At 68.9% G+C, this 18,540-nt stretch carries 18 protein-coding genes and 1 tRNA gene; 2 read left to right on the plus strand and 17 right to left on the minus strand.

What is annotated here, in order from left to right; translation table 11 throughout:
* Positions 1-59: 59 nt before the first annotated feature.
* Both A6I89_RS13830 and A6I89_RS13835 read left to right on the plus strand, forming a co-directional pair.
* Positions 60-506, plus strand: a complete 447-nt coding sequence (locus A6I89_RS13830; protein WP_232244732.1) for a DUF732 domain-containing protein — start codon at positions 60-62, stop codon at positions 504-506.
* Between the two features lie 7 nt (positions 507-513).
* Complete coding sequence (locus A6I89_RS13835) at positions 514-738, plus strand: hypothetical protein (RefSeq protein ID WP_005513074.1); 225 nt, start codon at positions 514-516, stop codon at positions 736-738.
* Positions 739-820: 82 nt separating this feature from the next.
* Here A6I89_RS13835 and A6I89_RS13840 read toward each other — a convergent pair.
* The 17 genes from A6I89_RS13840 to A6I89_RS13925 all read right to left on the minus strand — a co-directional run bounded on the left by A6I89_RS13840 (position 821) and on the right by A6I89_RS13925 (position 18,426).
* Positions 821-894: transfer RNA gene (locus A6I89_RS13840), tRNA-Pro, on the minus strand.
* A gap of 151 nt (positions 895-1,045) precedes the next feature.
* Positions 1,046-2,491 carry a ribosome biogenesis GTPase Der gene (gene der / locus A6I89_RS13845; RefSeq protein WP_005512985.1) on the minus strand — a complete coding sequence of 482 codons (1,446 nt, stop codon included), beginning with the start codon at positions 2,489-2,491 and terminating at the stop codon, positions 1,046-1,048.
* Positions 2,488-3,180: a (d)CMP kinase gene (gene cmk, locus A6I89_RS13850; protein ID WP_022596121.1), complete on the minus strand. Its 693-nt coding sequence runs from the start codon at positions 3,178-3,180 to the stop codon at positions 2,488-2,490. The genes der and cmk overlap by 4 nt, the downstream gene beginning before the upstream one ends.
* The gene (locus A6I89_RS13855) at positions 3,177-4,142 is read right to left on the minus strand and encodes a pseudouridine synthase (protein WP_022596123.1); all 966 of its coding nucleotides are present in this window, start codon (positions 4,140-4,142) and stop codon (positions 3,177-3,179) included. The genes cmk and A6I89_RS13855 overlap by 4 nt, the downstream gene beginning before the upstream one ends.
* A 12-nt stretch (positions 4,143-4,154) precedes the next feature.
* Entirely contained in the window at positions 4,155-4,868 is a 714-nt protein-coding gene (gene scpB, locus A6I89_RS13860; RefSeq protein ID WP_022596125.1) for an SMC-Scp complex subunit ScpB, read from the minus strand.
* On the minus strand, positions 4,865-5,692 hold the full coding sequence (locus tag A6I89_RS13865; protein WP_022596126.1) for a segregation and condensation protein A: 828 nt from the start codon (positions 5,690-5,692) through the stop codon (positions 4,865-4,867). Before A6I89_RS13865 ends, scpB begins: the two co-directional genes overlap by 4 nt.
* Entirely contained in the window at positions 5,692-6,564 is an 873-nt protein-coding gene (locus A6I89_RS13870) for a ParA family protein (RefSeq protein ID WP_390893131.1), read from the minus strand. The genes A6I89_RS13865 and A6I89_RS13870 overlap by 1 nt, the downstream gene beginning before the upstream one ends.
* A gap of 157 nt (positions 6,565-6,721) precedes the next feature.
* Positions 6,722-7,651, minus strand: coding sequence for a site-specific tyrosine recombinase XerD (gene xerD / locus A6I89_RS13875; protein ID WP_022596131.1), 930 nt, complete (start codon positions 7,649-7,651; stop codon positions 6,722-6,724).
* Positions 7,648-8,298: an NUDIX domain-containing protein gene (locus A6I89_RS13880; RefSeq protein WP_013416127.1), complete on the minus strand. Its 651-nt coding sequence runs from the start codon at positions 8,296-8,298 to the stop codon at positions 7,648-7,650. Before A6I89_RS13880 ends, xerD begins: the two co-directional genes overlap by 4 nt.
* A gap of 6 nt (positions 8,299-8,304) precedes the next feature.
* Positions 8,305-10,053 (minus strand): CTP synthase, encoded by a 1,749-nt coding sequence (locus A6I89_RS13885; protein WP_005512974.1) that lies wholly within the window; start codon positions 10,051-10,053, stop codon positions 8,305-8,307.
* 158 nt (positions 10,054-10,211) lie between these two features.
* Positions 10,212-11,156, minus strand: coding sequence for a copper transporter (locus A6I89_RS13890; RefSeq protein ID WP_022596133.1), 945 nt, complete (start codon positions 11,154-11,156; stop codon positions 10,212-10,214).
* Positions 11,153-12,337: a putative cytokinetic ring protein SteA gene (steA, locus tag A6I89_RS13895; RefSeq protein ID WP_013416129.1), complete on the minus strand. Its 1,185-nt coding sequence runs from the start codon at positions 12,335-12,337 to the stop codon at positions 11,153-11,155. The genes A6I89_RS13890 and steA overlap by 4 nt, the downstream gene beginning before the upstream one ends.
* Positions 12,338-12,436: 99 nt before the next feature.
* Positions 12,437-14,212 (minus strand): DNA repair protein RecN, encoded by a 1,776-nt coding sequence (gene recN / locus A6I89_RS13900; RefSeq protein ID WP_022596135.1) that lies wholly within the window; start codon positions 14,210-14,212, stop codon positions 12,437-12,439.
* 2 nt (positions 14,213-14,214) lie between these two features.
* Complete coding sequence (locus A6I89_RS13905) at positions 14,215-15,156, minus strand: NAD kinase (protein ID WP_005512969.1); 942 nt, start codon at positions 15,154-15,156, stop codon at positions 14,215-14,217.
* The gene (locus tag A6I89_RS13910; protein ID WP_022596136.1) at positions 15,153-16,001 is read right to left on the minus strand and encodes a TlyA family RNA methyltransferase; all 849 of its coding nucleotides are present in this window, start codon (positions 15,999-16,001) and stop codon (positions 15,153-15,155) included. The genes A6I89_RS13905 and A6I89_RS13910 overlap by 4 nt, the downstream gene beginning before the upstream one ends.
* A gap of 281 nt (positions 16,002-16,282) precedes the next feature.
* Entirely contained in the window at positions 16,283-17,317 is a 1,035-nt protein-coding gene (locus A6I89_RS13920) for an HAD-IIA family hydrolase (RefSeq protein WP_022596139.1), read from the minus strand.
* Positions 17,314-18,426 carry a tetratricopeptide repeat protein gene (locus A6I89_RS13925; RefSeq protein ID WP_080668408.1) on the minus strand — a complete coding sequence of 371 codons (1,113 nt, stop codon included), beginning with the start codon at positions 18,424-18,426 and terminating at the stop codon, positions 17,314-17,316. Before A6I89_RS13925 ends, A6I89_RS13920 begins: the two co-directional genes overlap by 4 nt.
* Positions 18,427-18,540 lie beyond the last annotated feature (114 nt).

An 18,540-nucleotide genomic window follows, 5' to 3' on the forward strand; every position in this document is an offset into this window, starting at 1 on the left:
CGCGCATCGTGATTCGCTCGGCTCGGCTCGGCCTCTTCTCCGCCCTCTCAACCTCTGCTTTGATTCTCACGGGGTGCAGCGGCACCCCGACCGACGGAGAGCCGGTCGTCATCTCGCGTGCGGCCCCGGCACCGGCCGCCGTGACGACCCCCGTCGACGCCCTGCCGCGCATCCAGACCACCCCGGCCGTCACACCGGCGACCGAGCAGGGCACCACCGCGCGCGTCCCCGCACCCGAAGCGGATTCGGCACGCGTCCTCGAACCGACCACGGAACTGAGCACCGAGGATCTGCTGTTCCTGTCGTACATCACCGAGTTCACGTTGATGGAGAAGTCGGAGAGCGACCAGATCCGTCTCGGGCTGTCGATGTGCAACTCGCTCTACCGGGGCCGCAGCAAGGCCGACGTCACCACCGACTACGTGGGCGACGGCCGCTACACGACGACCGAGATCACGAACGTCCTGGGCGCGGCGACGGTCTCCTACTGCCCCGAGTTCGCGTGACATCCCGATGACCGACGCGATCCCGTACGAGGAGATGCGACGCATCCTCGGCCTCCCCGTCCGCCGTACCCGGATCTCGGCGCCGTGGGCGATCCGCAAGCTCGACGCCGGTGTCCACGTCGGGCACTGGGGTGTCTGGAAGGTCTCCGGCGGAACCCGTGAACTGATCGACGCCCACCGCACGTGGACCGACGCGATCACGGACGTGAGCAGCCGTTCGGACCACCGCTGAGGTCGACGTCCGCGGGCCGACCCGGGAGCCGCCGTCGGAACGACAAAAGTCCCAGGTGAATGATCACCTGGGACTTTTTCGGTCGGGCTGACAGGATTTGAACCTGCGACCACTTGACCCCCAGTCAAGTGCGCTACCAAGCTGCGCCACAGCCCGTCCACGCCCTCGTTCGGGCGCCTCAGAAGATTACAACAGTGTCGCTCCGGAAAGCGAATCGCCAGGTCAGAGGCAACTTTCGGGCTTCCGCTGCCCCCGCCGCACGAGTCCGGTGCCGGTTGGCCACCGAAACCCGTGCGACGTCGGACGATCAGCGCCTCTTGTTGCCGCGGTCCCGCTTCTCCCGGACCCGCACGGAGATGCGGACGGGACTGCCGTCGAAGCCGAACTCCTCCCGCAGGCGACGCTCCAGGAAGCGGCGGTAGCCGGCCTCGAGGAAGCCCGTGGTGAACAGCACGAAGGTCGGCGGGCGGGTGCCCGCTTGCGTCGCGAACATGATGCGCGGCAGGCGTCCGCCACGCATCGGCGGCGGCGTGGCCGCCACGACCTCCTTGAGCCAGTTGTTGAGGCGTCCGGTCGGAATGCGCTTGTCCCACGACTCCAACGCCGTGTCGAGCGCGGGGACGAGCTTCTGGACGGCCCGGCCGGTGTGCGCGGAGATGTTGACCCGCTGCGCCCACGGCACGCGGACCAGTTCGCGATCGATCTCCTTCTCGAGCATCAGACGCCGGTCCTCGTCGACCAGGTCCCACTTGTTGAAGGCGAGCACCAGTGCCCGGCCCGTGTCCGCCACCATGCTCAGGACGCGCAGGTCCTGCTCGGTGATCGGCTTCGACGCGTCGATCAGCAGGATCGCGACCTCGGCGGCCTCGATCGCCGACTTGGTGCGCAGCGACGCGTAGAACTCGTGGCCACTGGCGTGGCTGACCTTCTTGCGCAGGCCGGCGGTGTCGACGAACTTCCACACCTTGCCGCCCAGCTCGACGAGCGAGTCGACGGGGTCGACGGTGGTGCCGGCGACGTCGTGCACCACCGAACGCTCGTCACCGGACAGCTTGTTGAGCAGGCTCGACTTGCCGACGTTCGGCTTGCCGACGAGCGCGACACGCCGCGGCCCGCCGCCGCCGGTGCCCTCGCGCGGAGTCTCCGGCAGCACCCGCAGAACCTCGTCGAGCAGATCGCCGGTGCCGCGGCCGTGCGTGGCGCTCACCATGTGCGGTTCGCCCAGACCGAGCGACCACAGTGCAGCGGCCTCGGCCTCGGTGCGGGCGTCGTCGACCTTGTTCGCGACGAGGATGACCGGGGTCTTGGACCGGCGCAGCACGCGCACCGCGGCCTCGTCCGTCGCGGTCGCGCCGACGACGGCGTCGACCACGAGCAGGATCGCGTCGGCGGTGTTCATGGCCAACTCGGCCTGGCGGGCGACCGACTGCTGCAGCCCTTTCGCGTCGGGCTCCCAGCCGCCGGTGTCCTGCACCATGAATCGGCGTCCCGCCCAGTTGGCGTCGTACGAGACGCGGTCACGCGTGACGCCGGGGATGTCCTCGACGACGGCCTCACGACGGCCGATGATGCGGTTGACGAGCGTGGACTTGCCCACGTTCGGCCGTCCGACCACTGCGAGTGTCGGTACGGCGACGTGCTCCTCGGCGTCCTCGCCGTCGAGGAAGTCGGCGAGGTCCCAGTCGGATTCCTCGCTCCAGATTCCGTCGCCGGCGTACTCGGTCGCCGAATCTGCTGAATAATCGTCGGTCACTGCACTGCTCCAGTTCTGTCGCCTACCACCAGCAGCAACCTGCCGATCACGTCTTCGATGCCCAGTTCGCTGGTGTCCACCGTCACCGAATCCTCCGCCGGGCGCAACGGAGATACCGCGCGGGTGGAATCGAGGTGGTCGCGACGCTGCACGTCGGCGAGGACGGCGGCGAAGTCGTCACCGCGCCCCTCGGCGATGTTCTGGGCGTTGCGCCGCGTCGCCCGCGCCTCCGCGGAGGCCGTCAGGAAGATCTTCACGTCCGCGTCCGGCAGCACCACCGTGCCGATGTCGCGGCCTTCGACGACGATCCGCCCCGCCTGCGCCACGATGCGGCGCTGCAGATCCACCAGGAACGTCCGGACCTCGGGGACCGCGGACACCGCGGACACGGCCTGAGTGACGGCCGCGCCCCGAATCTCGGCGGTGACGTCCTCGCCGGCCAGTTGCACACCGTCAGCCTCGGGATCGGTGCCGATCGACAACGGCAGCGACGCCGTGGCCTTCGCGATCGCGGGCGGGTCACCGAGGTCGACGCCGTGACGCAGTACGTGCAGCGTCGCGATGCGGTACATCGCCCCGGTGTCGAGGTAGCGCGCGCCGAGGGCGATCGCGACCCTGCGCGACACACTGGACTTGCCGGTGCCGGACGGGCCGTCGATCGCGACGACCAGCGCGGTCCCGTCCGTCACAGACCCACCGCCCCGTACAGGCCGCCGACCTCGCCGCGACCGAGAACCCGCAGGGTGCCGGGACGACCGTCGCCGAGCGCGACATTGCCGATGTCGGTGCGGACCAACCGCACCACCGGGTGCCCGACGGCTTCGAGGAGGCGGCGCACGATGTGCTTGCGGCCCTCGTGCAGCACGACGCGGACCAGCGACTTGCCACCGTTGACGTCGAGGAGCGTGAACGCGTCGACCTTCGCGGGCCCGTCGTCGAGTTCGACGCCGGCCTTGAGGGTCTTTCCGACGTTGCGGTCGACGACGCCCTGGACGGTGGCCAGGTAGGTCTTCGGCACCTCGTACGACGGGTGCATCAGCCGGTGCGCGAGGTCCCCATCGTTGGTGAGCAGGATCAGGCCTTCGGTGTCGGCGTCGAGACGGCCGACGTGGAACAGGCGCTGACCGGCGGAGACGCGCTCGGAGACGATGTCACCGATGCAGGGACGGCCGAGGTCGTCGGACATCGTCGACTGCCAGCCGCGCGGCTTGTTCAGCGCGATGTGGACGAGGTCCTTCTTCACGACGACGCGGATGCCGTCGACGCGGACGATGGCGTTCTCGGGATCGACGCGCAGGCCCTGTTCGAGGACGATGCGACCGTCGACCTCGACCCGGCCCTGGTCGATGAGTGCCTCCGCGGCGCGCCGGGAGGCGACGCCGGCCTGCGCGAGCACCTTCTGCAAGCGCACACCGTCGCCCTTCATCGGCGCACGCTCGCGGTCGACGTCGGCGTACTGGTGCTTCGCGGGCTTCGCGTTGCTGATCGTGGGAGTGTGCGACTGCGCCTGGGCGCGCTGGGGCTTGGCCGACTTCGGCTTGCCCCGCTTGTTCGTCTGCTGCTTGTTCGCAGCGGTGGATCGGGCGGCGCCCTTGGCGGGCTGCCTCTTCTTACGGTCCGGTGTGCCATCACGGCGAGCGGGCTTGTTCACTTTTGATCCCTGTCAGTTTTCGATGTCGATCCCGGGGTCCGGCGCGGTCGCCGTCGACCCCGATGACGACGTAGACCTGTCCATTCTCGCAAATCGTGGATCGGCTTCCAGACTCTCGGTGATGTCATCGATCACATCGACGTCCGGAAGCAGCGGCGCGAGCGGTGGCAGATCCGCCAAAGACGCCAGCCCGAGGCGCTCGAGGAACAGTTCCGTCGTCGCATAGGTGGTCGCTCCGGAGTCCGTGTCCACACCCGCCTCCGTGATCAGACCGCGCGCCAACAGCGAGCGGATCACGCCGTCCACGTTGACGCCACGCACCGCGCTGATCCGCGCGCGGGTCAGCGGCTGCCGGTAGGCGATGACGGCCAGGGTCTCGAGGGCCGCCCGGGTGAGCTTGGAGCGGGCGCCGTCGAGTAGCAGTCGCTCGACGTACGGCGCGTACTCGGTACGGGTGTAGAAGCGCCACCCGTCACCCGCGTAGCGCAGGTCGATGCCACTGCCCCGCTCGGTGAAGTCCGCCGCCATCGTCCGCAGCATCGTCTCGACCCGTGCCTCGGGAACACCGACGACGTCGGCGAGCATCGCCGACGAGGCCGGGGTGTCGACCACGAGGAGCATCGATTCGAGTGCCGCGGCGAGTTCGGAGTCGGGCAGCTCCGTGAACTCGTCCTCGAACGATCGCGCGTCGTCCGTTCCCACGTCGTCGCTGCCGACGGACGTCATCCGTAGTCCTCCTCGGTCGCGGGAGCCGTCCGGTCCTCACCGGTCCAGCTCACCATCAGCTCACCCAGCGGTTCGGGCTGCTCGAACAGCACCGCTTGCTCTCGGTACAGCTCGAGCAGCGCCAGGAACCGGGCGACGATCTGTACCTGGACGTCGCACTCCGCGATCAGCGCCCCGAACGGTGTCCACACGCCGGCGCCGCGTTCCCGCAGCAGTTCCAGGACCCGGGCGGCCTGCTCCGGAACCGACACTGTCGGTGCGTGCAGATGGTCGAGGCCCACCGTCGGAACCGGGCGTGGACGGAACGCGGTGGCCGCGATCTCCGCGAATTGGAGGGGGTCGACCCCGAGAAGCACCTCGGGGAGCAGACCGACGTAGCGCTCCTCCACCGACACCGACCTCGGGTAGCGGCGCAGCGCGGCCGACTCGAGTTCACCGAACAGTTGCGCCACCTGCTTGTACGCGCGGTACTGCAGAAGCCGGGCGAACAGCAGATCTCGCGCCTCGAGGAGCGCCAGGTCCTCGTCGTCGTCCACCTCACCGGCGGGCAGCAGACGCGCGGCCTTCAGGTCGAGCAACGTCGCGGCGACCACCAGGAACTCCGTCGTCTGGTCCAGCTCCAGTTCGCTGCCGAGACTGCGTGTGTACGAGATGAACTCGTCGGTGACCTCCGCGAGCGCAACCTCCGTGACGTCGAGTTGGTGCTGGCTGATCAGCGTCAGCAGCAGATCGAAGGGCCCTTCGAAGTTGCGCAGCCGCAGCCGGAACCCCGAGGGTCCGTCTTCGGCGGGAGCCTCCGTGACGACGTCGGTGGCCACGACCACTACCGGCCGCTGCGATGGATGACCTCACGGGCCAGTGCCCGGTAGGCCTCGGCGCCGCCGGACTTGGGGGCCCACGTGACGATGGGCTCTCCGGCCACGCTGGTTTCCGGGAAGCGCACGGTGCGGTTGATCACGGTGTCGTAGACGAGGTCACCGAACACCTCGACGACGCGCGACATCACCTCGCGGGCGTGCAGCGTGCGGGCGTCGAACATCGTGACGACGATGCCCTCGAGCGACAGGCGCGGATTGAGCCGGTCACGGACCTTGTCGACGGTGTCGTTGAGCAGCGCGAGACCGCGCAGCGAGAAGTACTCGCACTCCATCGGGATGATCACACTGTCGGCGCACGCGAGCGCGTTGACGGTGAGCAGACCGAGCGACGGCTGGCAGTCGATCAGCACGTAGTCGTAGCGGTCCAGAACCGGATGGAGCACGCGGCCGAGTGTCTGCTCACGACCGACTTCGGTGACCAACTGGATCTCGGCTGCCGACAGGTCGATGTTGCTGGGCAGCAGGTCCAGTCCGTCGATCCGGGTGCGCATCAGCACGTCGTCGATCGACGTGCGCTCCACCAGCAGGTTGTGGACCGTCAGCTCCAGATCGTGGTGCGCGACGCCGAGACCTGCGGACAGCGCGCCCTGCGGATCCAGGTCGACGAGCAACACTCGCCGACCGTACTGCGCCAGCGAGGCCCCCAGGTTGATAGTCGACGTCGTCTTGCCGACGCCGCCCTTCTGGTTGCACATCGCGATGATCCGAGCGGGCCCGTGCGCGGTGACCGGTCCCGGCTCGGGTATCTCCCGCAACGGACGCCCGGTGGGGCCGAGCGGCGCGTCCGGTGCCGGTTCGACATTCTCTGCGTACGACAGCGCGCCCCTGGAATGCGGGTGCGCTGGCTCCGCCTCCGGCGGCTGCGGTGTCACCACGGTCCGATGCTCCCCTGTCCTGTAGGTCCCATCCTGTCGCTGACTGATGCCGTAACGCTACCGCTTCGTGATCTCGAACGACGCCCAACACGCAACCGCGTCAGCGCGCTCTGGGATGCGCCTGCGCCCACACCTCGCGGAGCGCACCCACCGTGACCAGGGTGTAGATCTGCGTCGTCGTCACCGAGGCGTGGCCGAGGAGTTCCTGCACGACACGCACGTCAGCGCCGCCGTCGAGCAGGTGTGTCGCGAACGAGTGGCGCAGCGTGTGCGGCGACACCGCGACCGCGATGCCGGCCTTCTCGGCCGCGGTGTGCAGGACCTGCCACGCGCTCTGCCGGGACAGCCGCCCGCCGCGGACGTTGAGGAACAGCGCCGGACCACCCCGCACCGACAACGCCGGCCGCCCTCGGACCAGATAGTTGTCGATCGCGGTGATCGCGGGCCGTCCCACCGGGACCACGCGCTCCTTGCCGCCTTTGCCGCGCAGCAGCACCGAACGCGACTGTGTGTCCAGGTCGTCGACATCGAGACCGACGGCTTCCGAGATGCGGGCGCCGGTCGAGTAGAGGAGTTCGAGCAGCGCCCGGTCACGCAGCGTGCGCGGGTTGTCCGCGGAACCGTCGCCGCCGGACGCTTCGAGGATCGCGAGGACGTCGTCGAGCGGGAGCGACTTGGGCAGCCGGCGTCCCGGGGTCGGGGGTTTCACCGCCCGCGCGACGTCCCCGCTGGTCACGCCTTCTGCCGCCGCGAACCGGTGCAGTCCGCGGACCGCGATGAGCGCCCGTGCCGCCGAACTGGGCGCCAGTGCGACCACTCCGTCCGCCGGATCGCCCTTGCGCAGAGCGACGACGAACTCGCTGACGTCCGTCTCGGTGACCGACCGGATGTCATCCGTCCCCCGCGCTTCGAGGAACCGTGCGTAGCGATCCAGGTCGCGGCGGTACGACGTGAGGGTGTTGCGTGCGGCACCCCGCTCGACGGCCAGGTGGTCCAGATACGAGTCGATCAGACCGCCCAGCTCCGTCATGCGGATCCGTGCCCGGCCCGACCGTGCTTGCGGCGGGCGAAGGCGTCCGGCCGGTCCACCCATGCCGCATCGGCAGACCGCAGATCCTCCCCCCGCGCGCGTGCCGCGGCGAGCGCGAGAATTCCCGACACCGCGGTCGCGTTCACGATCTCGCCCCGCAGCGCCATGGACACGGCATCGTCGAGCGGCACCCTTGCTATCTCGAGGTCGGCTTCCTCGTCGTGGGCGTCCGGCCGTTCGACGTCGTGCAGGCCGGTCGCCAGGAACACGCGAACACTCTCGTCCGTGAACCCGGGTGAGAGCGCCACGTCGACGAGGATCGACCAGTCGTCGGCAGCGAGACCCGTCTCCTCGGCCAGCTCCCGGCGGGCCGCGTCGAGCGGCGCTTCCCCGGGCTCGTCGAGCAACCCGGCCGGCAACTCCCACAGTCGCCGGCCCAGCGGATGCCGGTACTGCCGGATCAGCACCAGCCGATCGAGGTCGTCGAGCACCGCCACGGCAACAGCCCCGTGGTGCTCGACGACCTCACGATCGGCTTCCCGCCCGCCGGGCATGGCAACCCGGTCCACCCGCAGGGCCACGATCGCCCCGCTGTACACGTCACGTGAGGCGACGGTGTCGAACTCGTGTTCCCCCGGCAGGCTCATCGGGGGTTATCCGACGCTGTCCGCGGTAGCCGCCTCGGCAGCGTCCGCCGGCGACGATGCGCTGACGTCGGTGACCTCGACGGGAAGCTGCTCGGCAGCCTTGTAGTCGAGAGCCGCGCCGATGAACGCCGAGAACAGCGGGTGCGGGCGGGTCGGACGGCTCTTGAGCTCCGGATGTGCCTGCGTGGCAACGAAGAACGGGTGCTTGTCCGCGGGCAGCTCGACGAACTCGACGAGGTGACCGTCGGGCGAGGTGCCCGAGAACACGAGGCCGCTCTTGGCGATCCGGCTCCGGTACGCGTTGTTGACCTCGTAGCGGTGACGGTGGCGCTCGGAGACGTTCTCGCTGCCGTACGCCGCGGCGACGACGGAGCCCTTCTCCAGCACGGCCGGGTACGCGCCGAGACGCATCGTGCCACCCAGATCGGCCTCACCGGCGACGATCTGTTCCTGATCGGCCATCGTCGAGATGACGGGATGCTTGGTGTCGGGATCGAACTCCTCCGAGTTCGCGTCCTCGAGACCCACCGAGCGGGCCGCCTCGATGACCACGGCCTGCAGGCCCAGGCACAGACCGAGCAGCGGAATCTTGTGGGTGCGGGCGAAACGGATCGCGCCCAGCTTGCCCTCGATGCCACGGATACCGAAACCGCCCGGGATCAGGACGGCGTCGACTCCGCCGATAGCGGCCCGGGCACCTTCCTCGGTCTCGCACTCGTCGGACGGCACCCACGAGATCTCGACCTTCGAACGGTGCGCGAAGCCGCCGGCCCGCAGCGCCTCGGTGACCGACAGGTAGGCGTCCGGCAGGTCCACGTACTTTCCGACCAGGGCGACCTTGACGGTCTCGCGCGGGTTGTGGACACGATCGAGCAGGTCACCCCACACGGTCCAGTCCACGTCTCGGAACGGCAGACCGAGCTGGCGGACGACGTACGCGTCGAGGCCCTCGCGGTGCAGCACCTTGGGGATGTCGTAGATCGACGGCGCGTCGGGTGTGGAGATGCACGCGTCGACGTCGACGTCGCACATCAGCGCGATCTTCGACTTGAGTGCCTGCGGCACGTCGCGGTCGCAGCGCAGGATCAGCGCGTCGGGCTGGATACCGATGTTGCGCAGGGCCGCGACCGAGTGCTGCGTCGGCTTGGTCTTGAGCTCGCCGGACGGCCCGAGGTACGGAACGAGCGACACGTGCAGGAAGAAGACGTTCTCGCGGCCCACGTCGTGGCGGACCTGGCGCGCGGCCTCGAGGAAGGGCTGCGACTCGATGTCGCCGACGGTGCCACCGATCTCGGTGATCACGACGTCCGGCACATGGCCCTGGGCGTCGGCACCCGCCATGGCGAGGATGCGGCTCTTGATCTCGTCGGTGATGTGCGGGATCACCTGGACGGTGTCGCCCAGGTACTCGCCGCGGCGCTCCTTGGCGATGACCGCCGAGTACACCTGGCCGGTGGTGACGTTCGCGAAGGCGTTGAGGTCGCGGTCGAGGAAGCGCTCGTAGTGCCCGACGTCGAGGTCGGTCTCGGCGCCGTCCTCGGTGACGAAGACCTCACCGTGCTGGAACGGGTTCATCGTTCCGGGGTCGACGTTGAGGTAGGGGTCGAGCTTCTGCATGGTCACGCGCAGCCCGCGCGCGGTGAGCAGCTCACCGAGGCTGGAAGCGGTCAATCCCTTACCGAGGGAGGAGGCGACACCCCCGCTCACGAAGATGTGCTTGGTGGCGCTACGCGACTGGATGCGTGACTGTGGCAAAGGGGCTCCCGTGACGACTGTGCAGGACTTGGTCTGAGTTGAAGCTGCTGGGGGCCTGCCGACCCACGGGACTTCACGGTAACACCTTCTCGCGCAGTCGCCGCGCGCGGCGTACGTGTTGCGGAGCGACAGACGTCACAGTCCCCCGACCGCAGCCGCTACTGCGCCGGCGCCCCGACCGTCACCGAGGTCGCTCCCGGCCCGGTTCCGTAGCGACCGGCGCCGCCGCCGAGCTGCTCCTGCAGTGCGAGCACCGTGGTGATCCGGCCCGATTCCCGATCGACGTTGTCGACCGTCGAGAGGGTCGCCGAGACCCCTGCGTCGGCACGCGCGACGGCGATCGGGCCACTGCCCTCCGCTGCCGCCGGCGGCCCGACGAGCACCGCACCGGCGCCGCGGCCGTCCATCGCCGCCGCGAAGCGTGCGATCACGGCGCCACGATTGCCACTGGTGTTCTCCTGGTCACCGCTGCCGGTGAGGACGATCGCGAACTGTGCGGGCGCGACGTTGCCGTCGAAGTCGACGAAGCCTCCGCCCCGCAGCGCATCGAGGGCGAGGGCCCGTTCTTCGGGGGTGGTCTGCGGCTGCGCGGTCTGCGGATCGAGCAGCAACACCGATCCCAGCAGGTCCCCGGCCAGGCTGCCCTGGTCGACGGCGCCGGTTCGCAGCTGGATCCCGGCGGGGATGACGTTCGTCACAGTAGTGCGCAGCTGGTCGCCGTTCACCGAATCCACGAACGACTTCGTGAGGGCGACGCGGCCGGTCACATTCCCGCCGGCCTGGCCGATCAACCGGTTGATTCCCTCGGCCTCACCCGGATCGGCATCGGGCGTGGTCACGATGACGACGGACCGTTGCGCGAGGGTGTCCCGCACGATGCGGTCGGACACCACGGAGTCGAATCCGTCCGCGGCGGTCAGTTGTTCGTTCAACTGGTTGTTGGTCGTGTTGAGGTCCTCGATCCGGCTCTGCAGATCGGCCTTGTCGTCGCGTAGGCCCGAGAGCATCCCGTTCGAGAGCAAACCCGAACCCAGCACCACACCGATGGCCAGTGCCAGGAAGATCGCCGCTATCGAGATGGCATGTTGACGCATCGAAATCACTTGAAGAGCCCCTGAACCCACAGCGCGAAGCTGTTCCACGTGTCGATCGCCCAGTCCATCGCGTCACCGCCGATGTTGGACACCACCAGAGCGACGATCACCGCGGTGAGCGCCGCCAGAACCAGCAGCGCTACTGCCGCGCCCGACACCCGGCTGCTGTACAGCGTCGAAACCGCCTTGGCGTCGACGAGTTTCGGCCCCACCTTCAGCCGCGTCATGAACGCGGCCGGGTTGGTGTCCCGGCGACCGCGGTCGAAGAACTCGTCGAGGGACACCGTGGTGCCGACCGTGACGATGAGGGACGCACCGTGATGATCGGCGAGTAGCAGCGCCAGATCCGACGGCGACGCGGAGGCCGGAAACGTCATCGCGCCGATGCCGAGGTCCTGGATGCGCGAGAGTCCCTGCGCGTGGCCGTCCGGGTCGGCGGGTAGCACCACCTCCGCGCCGCACTTGAGCGTTTCGGCGGTGATGCCGTCGGGGTCGCCGACGATCAGATCGGGACGGTAGCCGGCCTTGGCCAACGAGTCGGCTCCTGCTCCGACGCCGATGAGGATCGGCGAGTACTCCTTGATGAACGGCTTGAGACTCTTGAGGTCGGCGAGGTGGTCGGGGCCGTCTGCGACCACCACCACATGCCGATCCTTCAGATCCACATCGATGTCCGGCACGCCGACCCCGTCGATCAGCAAGGGGCTCTCGGAGCGGATGAACTCGATCGTGTTGCCGGAGAACGCTTCCAGGTGATCGACGAGACCGGTCTTCGCTTCGATCATCCGATCGGAGATCTCGGCCTCGACCTGTTCCTCGCCCTGGACCAGCAGGCGCTCGCCGGCGTAGACGGCGCCCTCGTGCAGTCGGATCTTGGAGCCGTCCTTGACGACCTTCATCAGGTCGGTGCCCGGCGCGTCGATCAGCGTGATGCCGTTCGCGACGAGGACCTCCGGGCCCAGATTCGGGTAGCGCCCGGAAATCGACATCGAGGCGTTGACGACAGCCAGGACGCCGGCCCCCACGAGCGCGTCCGCGGTGACGCGATCGAGGTCGATCTCGTCCAACACGACGATGTCGCCGTGCCCGACGCGGCGCAGCAGCTTGCCGGTGTCGCGGTCGACGCGGGCAATGCCACTGATTCCGGGCAGCGTTTCGGTCTTACGGGAGAGCAGCGCCGGCATCTTCATGCCGTCGATCATCACCCGTCACTCGGCGATCACACGGGAGGCGCGCCGTATCAAATACCACACCAGTCACACAATGCCAACTGAAAAGTCTGTTTCGACTCAGGCGAACGCGGCGCTGCGCTCCTGCCCGGCGATCGTCAACAGTTCCTCGGCGTGGGCGCGTCCGGTCTCGGTGTCGTCGAGGCCCGCCAACATGCGCGCCAGTTCCACGACACGCTCGTCCTCGGTGAGGGTGCGCACTCCGCTGTCGACTCCGCTCCGGACGTCGTCGGTCTTGTCGACCACGAGGTGTGTGTCGGCGAAAGCCGCGACCTGTGGCAGGTGGGTCACGACGATCACCTGGTGGGTCCTCGCGAGACGGGCGAGCCGACGCCCGATCTCCACCGCAGCGCGCCCGCCGACGCCGGCGTCGACCTCGTCGAACACCATCGTCGCGCCGCGGTCCGAACCGGCGAGTACCACCTCGAGCGCCAACATCACCCGGGACAGCTCGCCGCCGGACGCGCTCTTGCTGATCGGTAGCGACTGCGCCCCGCTGTGCGCCGCGAGCCGGAACTCCACCTCGTCGACGCCGGACACTCCGGCATGCAGTTCCCGGCCGTCGACCAGCAGCGGGGCGGAATCCGCCGGTCCCGCCTCCCGGGCACGCACCGACACCTCGAGCGCGGCCCGCCCCATCGCCAGTCCCGCCAGTTCGTTGCTGACGGCCTTCGCGAGCTTCACGGCGGCCTTCGTCCGGGCGGCGGTGAGTTTGACGGCCGACTCCGCGGTGGCAGCGGCGGTCTTCTCGACCCGCTCGGACAGTTCCGCCAGCGCATCGGCAGACACATCGATGCGGGCGAGCCGATCGCGCGCCGTCTCGGCCCATTCGAGCACGCCGTCGATGTCGGCTGCGTACTTCCGGGTGAGTGTCTTGAGTTCCGCCTGACGGGTCAGCAACGTATCGAGAGCCCCGGGGTCGCTCGGCAGACCCGAGAGATAGCCGGACAGCTCGCCCGCGACATCGGCGACGACAGCCATCGCCTCGCCCAGTCGTGGCCCGAGTCCGGCCAGTGCGGGATCATCGGACGCCTCGATCCGCGACCGTGCCTCACCGAGCAGGTCGAGCGCGCCGGTGCCACCGTCCATGACGTCCTCGACTCCGGCGAGCGCGGCCTGCGCGCCCTCGGCTGCCGAGCGCAGCGAGTCGAGGTCGCCGAGACGGCGGACCTCGTCGACGATCTCCCGATCCTCGCCCGGAGTGGGCGCGATGCGGTCGATCTCTTCGAGCGCAAACGTCAGCTGATCGGCCTCCTGCGCGAGTTCGCGTGTGCGGCTGGTTCGTTCGAGCAGTTCGTTGCGCGCCTCCGCCCACTCCGAGCGCAGCTTGCCGTAGCGGGCGAGCAGAGGGCCCACAGTCTTGTCCGCGAACCGATCGAGCGCTGCAAGTTGCTGATCCGGCCGCAGCAGGCGCAACTGGTCGTTCTGACCGTGCACGGTGAGCAGCGGGTCCGTGAACTCGGACAGCACGCCGGCCGGAATGCTGCGGCCACCGAGATGCGCCCGCGAACGCCCGTCGCCGCCGACGGTGCGGACCGCGATGATGCTGCCGTCCTCGTCCCGTTCGGCGCCGCACGATTCGAGCAGTCGGGTCACTTCACGGTCGATCTGCTGAGAGCTGCCGTCGACACTGAAGCGACCCTCGACCACCGCTCGGGCCGCTCCGACGCGTACCCGACCGGCATCGGCGCGGGCACCGCTGAGCAGATGGAGGCTCGTGACCACCATCGTCTTGCCGGCACCGGTCTCCCCGGTGAGCACGGTCAGCCCTTCGTGGAACTGGGCCGAGGCCGAGGAGATGGCCCCGAGGTTGTCGATCCGAATCTCCGAGAGCACAGCTACCGTTTCCTCCCTCGCCACCCGGTGACCGGTAGTTCGAACTTGCGCACCATCCGGTCCGCGAACGGCGCCGAATCGAGTCGCACCCAGCGAATGGGGTCCTTGCCCCGCACCACCTCGACACGTGCGCCCGCCGGAAGTTCCAGGGTTCGGCGTCCGTCGCAGAAGACCAAGCCGTCGTGGCTGTCGGCGACCGTCTCGACCGCGACGATCGACTCCGGACTCGTGACGAGGGGACGCGCGAACAGTGCGTGCGCATTGCTCGGGATCACCAGCAGCGCTTCGAGTTCGGGCCACACGATGGGTCCGCCGGCCGAGAACGCGTAGGCGGTGGACCCGGTGGGTGTAGCGATCAGCACCCCGTCGCACCCGAATGCCGAGACCGGACGGCCGTCGACCTCCAGGACGACTTCGAGAACGCCCAGACGCGAACGGTTCTCGATGCTTGCCTCGTTCAAGGCCCAGCCGCGCTGGACGATCCTGTCCTCGATCCGGACCAGGACGTCGAGCGTCATCCGATGCTCGATCCGATACTCGCGGCGGACCACCTGAGCCATCGCCGCCTCGAGGTGCTCGGCTTCCGCCTCGGCGAGGAACCCGATCCGGCCGAGATTGATACCGAGCACGGGCACATCCGCCGACTGAGCGAGTTCGGCGGCACGCAGGAAGCTGCCGTCGCCACCGAGGACGATGACCATCTCGCAATCCGCGGCGGCACCCGGCCCCTCCGGCACGACGGTGACGACAGGAACGTCCGGATCGTCGACGCCGTTCTCCACCCAGGAGAGGTCGACCTCGTTGTCCAGCAGGCGCAGCGCGATCCCCGCGTGCGCGCAGATTGCCGCAACCCTGCGGGCGGTGTCGGTGATGTCGGGTCGACCGGAGTGCGCCACCAGCAGTATCTGGCGGCCCGCCTCGCCTCGCGAGACCCCGTGCGTCACTGCGGACCTTCCTCGACTGCGCGACGAACCAGCGCCTCGACGTCCCGAATCTCGCCGCCCTCACCTTCCGGCGAGTCGGCGTCCGGGGTCGGGTCGCCCTTCCGGAGCCACAGGAAGTACTCGACGTTGCCCGACGGCCCGGGCAGCGGACTTGCCACCGCGCCGAGAGTCTGCAGCCCGAGCGCAGCCGCAGCTTCCGCGACCTCGAGGACCGCACCGACTCGCAGTTCGGGATCCCGCACCACGCCCCCGGCTCCGACCCGATCCTTGCCCACCTCGAACTGCGGCTTCACCATCGGGACGAGATCCGCGCCCTCGTTCACACACGCGACGAGTGCCGGGAGGACGAGTTTGAGGGAGATGAAGGAAAGATCGGAGACGACGAGATCGACCGGACCTCCGATCGTCTCGGCATCGATGGACCGGACGTTGGTGCGATCGTGGACGTGCACGCGGTCGTCGGTCTGAAGCTTCCACACGAGCTGGCCGTAACCCACATCGACCGCCACGACCTCACGAGCACCGTTGTACAGCAGCACATCGGTGAACCCGCCGGTAGACGCGCCGGCGTCGAGGCATCGACGCCCCTCGACCGCGAGTCCGTGTGGCATGAACGCCTCGAGCGCCCCGATCAGCTTGTGGGCACCGCGCGACGCCCAGGACACCTCCTCGGCCACCTCGGTCACGAGGAGCGGCGTACCCGCTTCGATCGCCGTGGCCGGCTTGGTCGCGACAGTTCCAGAGATGAGGACGCGGCCCGCGGCGATCAACTCCACCGCTTGCTCGCGGGAGCGCGCGAGACCGCGTCGCACCAGCTCCGCATCGACCCTTGCTCGACGTGCCACCTCAGACCTTGTCCACTGCTGCCAGGGACTCGACGAGTACATCGTGAGCCCGTTCGAGAATCTGTGCCTGCCGGGAAAGTCTGGTCTCAGTGTCCGTATCGGCGGCGGTACCGTCCAACCGCGCGAGCAACTCGTCTACCTGCGAGTGGATACCCGCCGGGTCGACACCGCTGCCCGTACCCGGGAGGTGCTGGCCTGGAAGTGGTACTGGCGTGCTCATCGATGCAAACCTAGCCCATCGGCCCGACAACGGACCACCTGCGATCCCGGCCGACAAGCCGTCACAATCCGCCGAGCAGGGCGGCGACCGCAGCGCGTGCCTCGGCGTCGGCAGCCCTGATTCGAACGAACTCCGGATGGGCCCACGCCGCGGCGAGCACGGTGAGGAAGGCGCCGGCGGTCGTATGCCCAGCCCCGCCGTCGCCCGTATCGACACTCCGCACGACGACATCCCCTGCCTCGAAGTTCGCCTGCCAGCCAGGATGAGCCGTTACCGCCGACTCCTCCGCCGGCCGGTTCAGCGCCTCCAACGACGCAGCAACGTACGTCGGTCGGTGCTCGACGTCGGCACGCAGGAGGTCCGCGGTGGTGCTCACGCCGGTGAGTACGAGCAACGACTCGACGTCGACGGCATTCGCCCCCGCGATGTCCGTGTCGAGTCGGTCACCGACGACCAGCGGCCGGCTTGCACGGGCCCTGTCGAGCGCGTCGTGCATGAGCGGCGCCGCCGGCTTCCCTGCCACGATCGGCTCCCGACCGGTCGCGGTACGCAGAGCCGCGACCATCGAGCCGTTGCCCAGGACGAGCCCGCGCTCGGTGGGCAGCGTGGAGTCGACGTTGGCCGCGATCCACAGCGCACCGGCCCGGATCGCGAGAGTCGCCTCCGCGAGAATCGCCCAGTCGGTCGCCGGGGAATGCCCCTGCACCACCGCGACGGGGGCGTCGACGAACCGCCGAACCGCGCGCAGCCCGACCTTCTCGACCTCGTCGCACAGTGCCTCGGTACCGACGACCAACACCGCCGAACCCGTATCCAGATGCTCCGCCAGCAGCCGCGCAGCGGATTGTGAGCTGGTCACAACGTCGTCGTCGGCAGCGTCGAAGCCGAGCTCGCGCAGGTGTTCCGCCACCTCCGCAGGGCTTCGGCTGGCGTTGTTCGTCACGTAGAGCTGCCGCTCGTTGCCCGCTTCGAGCGCCTCCCGGGCACCGGGGATCACCTCGCGGCCCTGGTAGACCGTGCCGTCGAGGTCGAGCAGGAGGACATCATGACCGGCGCGAAGCGACGGGCGATTCGTCGCACCCTCCGCAGACGTCACTGACCTTCTCCGGTCAGTTCGGCCACACGCTCCTCTGCATCGGTTTCACCGTCGAGGTCGGCCGCAGCCGCGTTCAGGAACCACTTGAGACCGTCGGGGATTCGTCCGGCGGCGACGAGCGCGTCCGCATACGCGTAGAACAATCGAGCCGCAGCCGACCCGGAACGCGACGCGTCGAGATCGGCGGTCTGCAGCGTCACCACGGCCTGGTCGTACTGACCGAGGTCCATGCGCGCGCCCGCGACGACCATGCGAAGCTCGCTGGCATCCTCGCCCGTGAGCGCACGCGCTTCGTCACTTCGGCCCAGTTCGATCGCCCGCTCGGGACGACCGAGGCCACGCTCGCAATCTGCCATGACGGCGAGGAAGCCCGGTCCACCCGACATGCGCCGGGCAGCCCGCAGCTCGGACAACGCCTCGGCCCACTCGCCCGCGTGGTAGGCGGTGATACCTGCGGTCTCACGGACGACGGCGATTCGGCCGGCGCGCTGACGTGCCGCGCGGGCGTGAGCAAGCGCGAGACGTGGGTCGTCCTCGATCAACCGACTAGCCATCACGAGGTGACGGGCGACGGCGTTCGCGTTGTTCTTGTCGAGACTCAGCAGATCGCGGCGCACGGCCGGATCGAGCTCCGACGCTTCCACCTCGTCCGGGATGTCCGGCTCGTCGGGACGCGCGTCACGACGCTGCTGACCGACTGCCTCGCGACCGCGTGCCGGCCCGAAGCCACCTTCCCCACCACGACGACGTGGACCGCCACCGGATCGACGATCGTCGCCGCGTCCCTGGAAGGAGCGCCGTTCATCGGACCGGCGCTCGCCGCGGTCGTCGCGTCGGTCGTCGCGACCCCGGTATCCACCGCGCTCTTCGCGACCCTGGCTTCCACGGCGATCGTCGGACCGGTCGTTACGGCGATCGTCGCGATCGCGCCACTGACCTGAACCCCCACCGGGACGGCCGGCGCGATCCTGTCCACTCGGGGGAGACTGACGGCGATCTTCCCGATCACCGCGTCGATCCGACGGTCGACCGTCGCGTTGTCCTTCGGAACGGTGGGGGCCGTCTCCGCGGAAGTTCCGACGATCACCACTGCTTTCCGACACAGCCATTCCTTTCATACAAAACACGAAAGGGGACCCAGTGTGTTGGGTCCCCTTTCGGTAACGGATGTTCGGCGGTGTCCTACTCTCCCACACCCTGTCGAGTGCAGTACCATCGGCGCT

This window comes from Prescottella equi (genome assembly GCF_002094305.1).
GTDB classification, from domain to species: domain Bacteria; phylum Actinomycetota; class Actinomycetes; order Mycobacteriales; family Mycobacteriaceae; genus Prescottella; species Prescottella equi.